Here is a 6,913-nt window from a genome sequence, read left to right as displayed (position 1 = left end):
GTGACGGATGTGAGCAGGGTGGCGGCGAGTGCCGCGCAGAGGATGAGGGTGAGGAGGCGGATCCGGTGCAGTAGCGCCACAAAGGGCTCCCAGGCTCGACTGGATCGATTCGTCCGATGACTGGGAGAATGGAGGGGAGTTGAGGGGCCGTCAAGACCCAGTGCGGCAGATAGGTCGGATCAATTGGTGGCGGGGGGTGGGATGCGGGGTCAGGTGCGGGGTCAGCTCCAGCCCGTCACGATCAGCGTCAGAGCCGTGGCGAAGCCCGATCCCAGGAGCAGCAGGTACCGGCCGTAGAGGTGGCGGTACCGGCGCATCAGCAGGCCGAACGCGGCGAAGAGCAGCCCGACGGAGAGCGTGCGGGCGCCGCGCGCCTTCGCCGCCGTGGGCAGCCAGTCGGAGGCAGGTGTTCCGGCGCGGCCCGCCTCGGCTGCGTACACCTTGAAGGGGATGCCGTTCCACGGCTGGTGGCGGATCGCGGATGCACCTTCGAGGGCGAGTTCGCTGCGGACCTCCGCGTGCATCCGCGGTGTGGTGAGCGGGGCGGGCAAGTGGGCACCGGAGGTGGCCAGTTGGAGAGCGAGGAGGCTGCCCGCCAGGCTGCCTGCCAGGGCCGTGAGGGAGAGTTTCAGGGCGGCGCGTGGCACTGCCACGCACACCGCCGCGAGGAGCAGTTCCGGCATCAGCGGCCAGCTCAGGGCTTCCGCGAAGGCCCAGACGAAGGCGAGCGGGAGCGCCCAGCGGGAGACGACGACCGCTGCCACCCGGTGGCGGGTGCGCGAGTCGCGGAGGGGTTCGGATTTCGTACGGGCCGTGAGCGCGGCCACCGCGTCGCGGGCCTCTTCGGGGGAAGCCGTGGCGGGCAGCGGGGCGCCGATCTGTACCCGTACGAACGAGTGCCGCAGCCGGCCGTGCTTGGGCAGCAGGCGGTCCGTGCCGCCGATGCCGACCGGGACCAGCGGGACCCCGGCCCGCTCCGCGAGCAGCAGCGCACCCCGGTGGAAGGAGCCGACCTCCCCGTCACGGCCGCGCGTGCCCTCCGGGAAGAGCACCACCGCTCGGCCCGCCCGCAGATGGTCCGTCATGGCGAGGAGGTCGTCCAGGCCGCCGCCCGTACGGCGCACGGGGAAGCCCGCCGCCAGGCGCGAGCAGAGCCGGCTGCGCCACGGGGACGCGAACCAGTAGTCGGCCGCCGCGCCGATCGCGGGCGCGTGGCGCGCGTCGAGTGCGGCGAGGAGGGCGGCCGTGTCGGCGTGCGAGGAGTGGTTGGCCACCACCACACAGCCCCCGCGCGGCAGACGGCCGCGCCGCTCCACCCCGCCGGTGAGCGTGAGGACCAGCATCCACAGGGCCCGGCGCAGGAAGGCGGGCAGGCGGTGGGGTGCGTGGGTCGTCCGTACGAGAGCCGTTGTCACAGCGTCACCGCCATCGCGAGGAGCAGGGCCACCAGGAGTGAGTCGATACGGTCGAGCAGGCCGCCGAAGCCGGGCAGCCAGCTGCCCGCGTCCTTCACGCCCGCCTCGCGCTTGACCATCGACTCGATGAGATCGCCGCAGACGCAGCCGAGCAGCACCGCGGCCCAGAGGGCCGGGGTGAAGGAGCCGACTGCCCACAGGGCGAGGGCAGTTGCGGCCGCCGCGCCCAGTACGCCCGCCCAGGTCTTGTTCGGGGAGAGCGCGGACAGCGGTCGTGCGAGCGGGCCCCGCCTGCCCAGTGCCGTACCACCGCACCAGGCCCCCACATCGCCCAGCGCCACCGCCAGGCCGACCGCGATCGCGGTCCGGTGGCCGAGAGCCACAAGTCCGGTCAGGGCCACGGGAATCCAGAGGAGGGCGAAGAGGGTGCGGGCCGTGCGCGTGAAGCCGCGCTCGCTGTCCCCGGAGAGGAGTGAGGGCAGTGCGGCCGCCAGGAGGAGCAGCGCCGCCGACCTCAGGTCGAGCAGGTCAGGCGCCTGCCAGGCCAGTACGGGGAGAGCCACCGACCCCGCCGCGAGCACCGCGAAGTCCGTACGGGTCAGGTCCGTCATCCGTACGTACTCCGCCACCGCGATCAGCCCGAGCGCCGCCGCCAGCGCGAACGCCCCGGCGGCGCCCAGGTACAGCGCCCCCAGATACACCGGGGCGGCCAGCGCCCAGGTCCGCCAGCGCCTCCGCAGCTCCGCCCGCATCCGGACCTTGGCGGGCAGCGACGCGACGGCGACCCCGCTCACGCCGAGCGTCCCGGCGACCACCACGACGGCGCTCATCGGTCCAACTCCCGCCACAGCCAGGCCAGCCGGAGGACAGCGGTGAGCGCCGAGCCGGCCGCGACGACAGCCAGCACCGGGACCGCCCAGCCGGTGGCGGCCGCGATGGCCACGAGGAGGCAGCGTTCCGTCTTGCCGACCGGGCCGCCGTTGCGGCGCGGGGCGCCCGCCGCCGCACCTGCCAGGGAGACCCAGGAGGGGAGCGTCGCGGCGAGTGCGGCGACGGCCACCAGCCAGAGCGGGGCCAGCGCGACGAAGCCCGCCAGGACGATCAAGTCGGCCGCGCGGTCGCCGAGTTCATTGAGCACGGCACCACGCCTGGTGGTGCGGCCGGTGTCGCGGGCGAGTGCCCCGTCGAGGTTGGCGAAGGCGAGCCGGGCCGCGAGAAGGACGGCGACGGGCAGTGCGGCGTACGGGGCGGGCAGGGCGGCGAGCGCGACTGCCGCACCCGCGGCGGACACCACGCCCGCCGCGGTGAGGGTGTCGGGCGACACCTCGCGGCGGGCGAGCGCTCCGCGGATGCCGGAGAGGCGGGCGGCGTACCAGGGCTTGAAGGCGTAGAGGCCGTTCATGGGTGTCACTCTGCTGCGGACGCGCGCCGGGCGGATCGGCACGCGTACTCAGAACGGATCTGAGTACCGTGGACCCGTGATCACCACCGTGCACACCTCAGCGCTCAGCAGCACCGAACTCACCGGGATCCGAGCCCTGTTGAACACCGCTTTCGACGGCGGATTCAGCGACGCGGACTGGGACCACGGCCTCGGCGGTATGCACGCCGTCATCAGGGACGAGGCCGGGATCGCCGCCCACGGCAGCGTGATCCAGCGCCGGGTGCTGCACGCGGGCCGCTCGTACCGCGTCGGATACGTGGAGGCGGTGGCGGTACGCGCCGACCGCCACAGGCAGGGCCTGGGCGGCCGGGTCATGGAGGCGCTGGAGCACGTCATCGACAGTGCGTACGAGTTCGGCGCCCTCTCCGCCTCGGAGGAGGGCGCCGGGCTCTATGCCGGACGGGGCTGGCAGGTGTGGCCCGGGCGGCTCGGGGCGCTGGGCGCCGACGGCGTCGTACCGCTGCCGGAGGAGGAGGGGGCGACGTATGTCCGCCCGCTCGTCGGCGACCCGGCGCACCCCCTGCTCTTCGACTGGCGCGACGGGGATGTGCTGTAGGCCCTGGTCAGAGCACGCCCGCGTCGAGCGCCGTCCACACCGACGGATACAGCGGCCGGAAGCCGAGCTCGTCGCGGATCCGCTGCGAGGAGGAGAGGCCGTGCCACGGGTCCGGGTCGTGGCGTTCGGCGATGCCTTCCGGGAGCGGCACCCCGTTGAGCTGGTGCAGGTCGACCGCTGTCACCGGGGCGTCGTCCACGATGTTGTACGCACGGCCCGCGATCCCCTCCGCGTACAGCAGCCGGAGCAGGCCTTGCGCCACATCGGCGTGGTGGACCATCGCCAGGCGCTGGGTCGCCGCCCAGTTCGCCGCCCACGTCATCACGTTCGCGAGGTGCGGATCGCCCTCGCCGTACACGAACGAGAGCCGGCCGATGCGTACGTCGAGACCCTCGATCGCAAGGAGCGCCGTCTCGGCCTCCGCCTTCGAGGCCGGGTAGGCGCCCCACATCTCCCCGCCGGGCACCGGCACGTCGTCCTCGACCAGCGGACGGCCGCGCCCGGCGCCGTACACGAGGTTCGTCGACACCTGTACGAAACGGCCGACGCCCGCCTCCACGGCCGCGTGCCCCAGCGCGATCGCCGCATCGCGGTTGACCGCCCACGCCTCCTCGTCGGGCACCCCGCGGAAGGCGGCGGCGATGTTCACCACCGCGTCCACACCCACCAGCGCCTTGCGCACATCCTCCGCCTCGCGCAGCTCGCCGACCGCGACCTGCGCACCGAGCGCGGCGAACGGCGCCCCGCGCTCCTCGTCCCGTACGAGAACGCGCACCGTGTCGCCGTCGCCGCGCTGCCGCTGCAGCAGCCTCGGCACGAAGCGCCGTCCGACCTGTCCGGTCGCCCCGGTCACCAGAATCAACATGATCGTTTCCCTTCGTCGTGATGACACCACCGTGCGCCAGGACGGGGTGCGGCGGGAGAGACGCGCTTATCCGGGGACTGGCACTCCCTGGATAAAACCGCTGTTCAGGGCCATGGTGGATACATGGACCGAGATGAACTCGCGCACTTCCTGCGCCGCTGCCGCGCCCGCCTGGAACCCTCGGCCGTGGGTCTCACCGCCGGTGCCCGCCGCCGTACGCAAGGACTGCGGCGCGAGGAGGTCGCCCAGCTCACCGGCATGTCGGTGGACTACTACACCCGCCTGGAGCAGGCCCGCGGCTCCCACCCCTCGCGCCAGATGCTCACCGCGCTGGCGCGCGCCCTGCGCCTGAGCGAGGACGAACGCGACCATCTCTTCCACCTCACCGGGGAGGAGCCGCCGCGCGAGACGAGCTCCTCGCTGCATGTGCGGCCTGGGCTGATGATGATCCTCGACCGGCTGCACGACGCGCCCGCGCAGGTGATGAGCGACTGGGGCGAGGTGCTCGCCATGAACGCGATGGCGATGGCGCTTTCGGGGGAGAACGGGCCGGGGCGCAACATCATCCGCGCGTACTTCACCGATCCCGCGGCCCGCGCGATCGCGCCGGTCGAGGACCAGGAGGGGCACGCCCGCTCGCATGTCGCGCAGCTGCGGGCGGTGCTCGCCGCACGGCCTCAGGACCCGGGACCGGTCGGCCTCGTGGCCGAACTGTGCGCCACCAGTGAGGAGTTCGCGGCGCTCTGGGAGGAGCACGAGGTGGCGGTGCGCCGGTCGGCGGTCAAGCGCTTCATCCACCCGGTGGTGGGGCTCCTGGAGCTGGACTGCGAGGTGCTGGCCGTGGCCGAGCGCGGTCAGAATCTGATCGTGCATTCGGCCCGGCCGGGCACGCAGACGTACGAGCGGCTCCAACTGCTCCGGGTGCTGGGTCTGCAGGACTTCACCCCGCAACTGCCCTGATCGGAGCCCGTTGTCAGACCCTCGCCCTACGGTGACGGCATGACTCAATTCGTGATGGTGGCAGGCGCGTGGCTCGGGGCATGGGCGTGGGACGAGGTGGTGCCCGAGCTGCGTGCGGCCGGGCACGGTGCCCATCCGCTGACGCTCTCCGGGATCGCGGAGAAGCGGGATGTGCAGGGGGCGGGGCAGCAGACGCACGTCCGGGACATCGTGGACGAGGTGGAGCGTCTCGATCTTCGTGATGTCGTCCTGGTCGGACACAGCTACGCGGGCGTCCCGGTCGGCCAGGCGGCCGAGCGGATCGGCGACCGGCTGGCCAGGGTGGTCTTCGTCGACTCCAATGTGCCGACGGACGGGGAGTCGTTCTCTCTCGGGTGGTGGCAGGGCCAGGAGAAGTTCGAGGCGGAGCTGGCGGCGAACGGCGGATTCTGGGTGCCGTTGGCCGCTGAGGACTTCGAGGGGCAGGGGCTCACCGACGAGCAGATCGCCCGGATCGTGGCCGGCGCGACACCGCAGCCGGGCGCCACGGTGACCGAACCGGCCGTGCTGGAGCGGCCGTTGGGCGCGCTCCCTGCGACGTACATCAAATGCCTGCTCGACGGGGGCGAGCCGAGCGACGACGCGGCCAAGCTGCTGGCAGGCAGCGAGGGGCGCTGGGAGCTGGTCCGGATGGACACCGGGCACTGGCCGATGTTCTCGCAGCCGCACGAGCTGGCGCAGATCCTGCTGAAGGCGGCGGCCGGGGAATCCTGAGCCGCTCGCTCGCTCGCCCGCCCGGTTCAGAGCTCGACGAGGATCTTTCCGGTGTTCTCGCCGCGCAGCATTCCCAGGAATGCGTCCACGGTGCGCTCGAAGCCGTGCGCGACCGTGACGTCGGGGGAGATGCGGCCGCTCTGGAGGTGGGGTACGAGGAACTCCTCCAACTCGCCCTGGACGTCCCGGTAGTTCCTGACCAGGACGCCCTCCAGGCGCAGGCTCTTGTGGACGATGTCGTAGAGGTTGTGCGGGGCAGCGGGAGGGTTGGCGGGGTCGTTGTACTGGGCGACCGCGCCGACCCAGGCGATCCTGCCGTGCTCGCGCAGGACGGAGAGCGCACCGCTGAGGTGGTCGCCGCCGACGTTGTCGACGTACGCGTCGATGCCGTCCGGCGCCGCCTGCGCGAGGAGCTCGCCGACCGGCCCGTCGCGATAGTTGAACGCGGCGTCGAAGCCGAGGTCTTCGGTCAAGGCCTTCACCTTCGCCGCTGAACCCGTGCTCCCGACGATCCGCCCGGCGCCGAGGAGCCGGGCGATCGCGGCGGCGGAGATGAAGAGATCCTCGCCGGGCTGCAGGCGCAGGGTGCGGGTGAGGGCGACATAGGCGGTGAGCCCGGTGCCGCCGAGGATGCTCAGGTGGGCGGCGAGGGGCACGCCCTCGTACGTGGGGATCCTGCGCGTGCCGTCCGTGCCGAGGGTCACCACGGAGTGGGTGCGCCAGCCGTACCGGTGGAAGACGAGGTCCCCCTCGGCCAGCGCGGGGTCGCGGGAGGCGATGACGCGGCCCAGGGCGCGGCCTTCGAGCGGGGCGCCGAGGTCCCAGCCGCCCTCCTCCATCAGCTCGCGGTGGTACGGGTCCACGGAGAGCAGGAGGTTCTCCACGACAGCGGACCCGGGGGCGGGTTCGGGGACAGGGCC

8 protein-coding genes are annotated in these 6,913 nt (G+C 72.7%); 3 read left to right on the top strand and 5 right to left on the bottom strand.

What is annotated here, in order from left to right:
* Positions 1-221 precede the first annotated feature (221 nt).
* From J0695_RS36230 to J0695_RS36220, 3 genes are read right to left on the bottom strand one after another with little or no spacing between them, the layout of a single operon-like run.
* The gene (locus J0695_RS36230; RefSeq protein WP_307798876.1) at positions 222-1,415 is read right to left on the bottom strand and encodes a lysophospholipid acyltransferase family protein; all 1,194 of its coding nucleotides are present in this window, start codon (positions 1,413-1,415) and stop codon (positions 222-224) included.
* The gene (locus J0695_RS36225) at positions 1,412-2,245 is read right to left on the bottom strand and encodes a phosphatidate cytidylyltransferase (RefSeq protein WP_206969020.1); all 834 of its coding nucleotides are present in this window, start codon (positions 2,243-2,245) and stop codon (positions 1,412-1,414) included. The genes J0695_RS36230 and J0695_RS36225 overlap by 4 nt, the downstream gene beginning before the upstream one ends.
* The gene (locus tag J0695_RS36220) at positions 2,242-2,817 is read right to left on the bottom strand and encodes a CDP-alcohol phosphatidyltransferase family protein (protein ID WP_206969019.1); all 576 of its coding nucleotides are present in this window, start codon (positions 2,815-2,817) and stop codon (positions 2,242-2,244) included. The genes J0695_RS36225 and J0695_RS36220 overlap by 4 nt, the downstream gene beginning before the upstream one ends.
* A 76-nt stretch (positions 2,818-2,893) precedes the next feature.
* Here J0695_RS36220 and J0695_RS36215 point away from each other — a divergent pair, with 76 nt between their 5' ends.
* Complete coding sequence (locus J0695_RS36215; protein WP_307798875.1) at positions 2,894-3,415, top strand: GNAT family N-acetyltransferase; 522 nt, start codon at positions 2,894-2,896, stop codon at positions 3,413-3,415.
* A 7-nt stretch (positions 3,416-3,422) separates the two neighbouring features.
* Here the strand turns inward: J0695_RS36215 and J0695_RS36210 are convergent, their stop codons facing one another.
* Positions 3,423-4,280 (bottom strand): NAD-dependent epimerase/dehydratase family protein, encoded by an 858-nt coding sequence (locus J0695_RS36210; RefSeq protein ID WP_206969017.1) that lies wholly within the window; start codon positions 4,278-4,280, stop codon positions 3,423-3,425.
* Positions 4,281-4,403: 123 nt separating this feature from the next.
* Between J0695_RS36210 and J0695_RS36205 the strand changes: the two genes are divergently transcribed.
* Positions 4,404-5,240, top strand: coding sequence for a helix-turn-helix transcriptional regulator (locus tag J0695_RS36205; protein WP_206969016.1), 837 nt, complete (start codon positions 4,404-4,406; stop codon positions 5,238-5,240).
* A gap of 39 nt (positions 5,241-5,279) precedes the next feature.
* Positions 5,280-5,993 carry an alpha/beta fold hydrolase gene (locus J0695_RS36200; RefSeq protein WP_206969015.1) on the top strand — a complete coding sequence of 238 codons (714 nt, stop codon included), beginning with the start codon at positions 5,280-5,282 and terminating at the stop codon, positions 5,991-5,993.
* A gap of 26 nt (positions 5,994-6,019) precedes the next feature.
* Here the strand turns inward: J0695_RS36200 and J0695_RS36195 are convergent.
* The coding region (locus J0695_RS36195; protein WP_206969014.1) for an MDR family NADP-dependent oxidoreductase at positions 6,020-6,913 on the bottom strand (894 nt) is incomplete at its 5' end.

This window comes from Streptomyces beijiangensis (genome assembly GCF_017315755.1).
Classification (GTDB): Bacteria; Actinomycetota; Actinomycetes; order Streptomycetales; family Streptomycetaceae; genus Streptomyces; species Streptomyces beijiangensis.
The sequence above is the reverse complement of the archived record's forward strand: the minus strand, read 5'-3'. Positions and strand labels throughout refer to the sequence as shown.

Coding starts and splice junctions, on each gene's coding strand:
- J0695_RS36225 (WP_206969020.1), bottom strand. CDS start 2,245: ATGAGCGCCGTCGTGGTGGTCGCCGGGACGCTCGGCGTGAGCGGGGTC.
- J0695_RS36210 (WP_206969017.1), bottom strand. CDS start 4,280: ATGTTGATTCTGGTGACCGGGGCGACCGGACAGGTCGGACGGCGCTTC.
- J0695_RS36205 (WP_206969016.1), top strand. CDS start 4,404: ATGGACCGAGATGAACTCGCGCACTTCCTGCGCCGCTGCCGCGCCCGC.
- J0695_RS36220 (WP_206969019.1), bottom strand. CDS start 2,817: ATGAACGGCCTCTACGCCTTCAAGCCCTGGTACGCCGCCCGCCTCTCC.
- J0695_RS36200 (WP_206969015.1), top strand. CDS start 5,280: ATGACTCAATTCGTGATGGTGGCAGGCGCGTGGCTCGGGGCATGGGCG.